Raw genomic sequence first — 1,361 nt, 5'->3', positions numbered from 1 at the left:
CAAAACAGGTTCAAGTAGCATGCCATAAATAGCAATAAAGAACGGGCTAAGAAATTGCTTAGTCCGTTCTTTATTTTGTCAATACGTGCAGTTGTTCACCGCTTACTATCGAAGTTTCTACAACTTCCGTTTAAGAATTCTCTTAGTCGCCAAGAACCCACATTTTAAGATTAAATTGAGGGACAAAAAAGGCCACCCACGTTGGGCAGCCTAAACTAGACCAATTTAGCCTTAAAAATTCTATCAGTACCAGTTGACGAAGAGCCCATAAAATCCCATAAACCAAATATTGTAGACTCTTTAAACCCGATTGGCACACCACCAGGATTTAATGTGAATATACAAAAATAAAAGCGATCAGAATAACTCTGATCGCTTCTTAAGCAAAGACCTGAATATTTTAAAATGCCTCCGGTGGGGGTCGAACCCACACTCCCTCAACGGGAACTGGATTTTGAGTCCAGCGCGTCTGCCAATTCCGCCACAGAGGCATGTCTTTACTAAAAGGTGGTAACCGGATTCGAACCGGTGATAAAGGTTTTGCAGACCTCTGCCTTACCACTTGGCTATACCACCAATTAGTTATACTAACTAATCATAATGACTAGTTACAAGGGCGGTATGTGGGATTCGAACCCACGCATGTCGGACCCACAAACCGATGTGTTAACCAAACTTCACCAATACCGCCAAAATATTCAGTTGAGCAGGGATAGTAGGAATCGAACCCACAATGACGGTTTTGGAGACCGTAGTTATACCGTTTAACTATATCCCTATAAAGTGGAGGAGAGTGGATTCGAACCACCGAACCCGAAGGAACGGTTTTACAGACCGTCGCGTTTAACCAGACTTCGCTACTCCTCCATAAAGTGGCGCGGGACGGAATCGAACCGCCGACACACGGAGCTTCAATCCGTTGCTCTACCAACTGAGCTACCGAGCCATCTTTAGGTTATACAACTATTTAGCTGTAATGGAGGATACAGGGCTCGAACCTGTGACCCTCTGCTTGTAAGGCAGACGCTCTCCCAACTGAGCTAATCCTCCAAAGTAATATGACCCGTACGGGACTCGAACCCATGTTACCAGCGTGAAAGGCTGGTGTCTTAACCAGCTTGACCAACGGGTCATAAACGGAGAGTAAGGGATTCGAACCCTTGATACAGGCTTTAACCCGTATACAGCATTTCCAATGCTGCTCCTTCGGCCAGCTCGGACAACTCTCCAAAATCCAAGCCCTGACACATTTAACTGCCAGGTGCCAAAGGCTTGATCATCGCGTGGCGACGCCCTATCCTCGCAGGGAGCGATCCCCCAACTACTTTCGGCGCGTTGAAGCTTAACTTCTGTGTTCGGCA

Annotated in this window: 9 tRNA genes; all 9 read right to left on the bottom strand. The window is 46.3% G+C overall.

The features are described from left to right. Positions 1–406: 406 nt before the first annotated feature. Positions 407–491 (bottom strand) — tRNA-Leu (locus H5993_RS09155). Positions 492–505: 14 nt separating this feature from the next. Continuing rightward, positions 506–576, bottom strand: a tRNA-Cys gene (locus tag H5993_RS09150). Between the two features lie 39 nt (positions 577–615). Continuing rightward, positions 616–690, bottom strand: a tRNA-His gene (locus H5993_RS09145). A 17-nt stretch (positions 691–707) separates the two neighbouring features. Continuing rightward, positions 708–778: transfer RNA gene (locus H5993_RS09140), tRNA-Trp, on the bottom strand. 6 nt (positions 779–784) lie between these two features. Beyond that, positions 785–867: transfer RNA gene (locus H5993_RS09135), tRNA-Tyr, on the bottom strand. Positions 868–873: 6 nt separating this feature from the next. Beyond that, positions 874–946 (bottom strand) — tRNA-Phe (locus tag H5993_RS09130). A gap of 31 nt (positions 947–977) precedes the next feature. Beyond that, positions 978–1,050, bottom strand: a tRNA-Val gene (locus H5993_RS09125). A gap of 9 nt (positions 1,051–1,059) precedes the next feature. After that, positions 1,060–1,132: transfer RNA gene (locus H5993_RS09120), tRNA-Glu, on the bottom strand. Positions 1,133–1,137: 5 nt separating this feature from the next. Next, a tRNA-Ser gene (locus tag H5993_RS09115) sits at positions 1,138–1,229 on the bottom strand. Between the last annotated feature and the right edge of the window lie 132 nt (positions 1,230–1,361).

The sequence above is a fragment of the Limosilactobacillus alvi genome (genome assembly GCF_016900115.1).
Classification (GTDB): domain Bacteria; phylum Bacillota; class Bacilli; order Lactobacillales; family Lactobacillaceae; genus Limosilactobacillus; species Limosilactobacillus alvi.
This window is presented reverse-complemented; position numbering and strand designations above follow the sequence as displayed.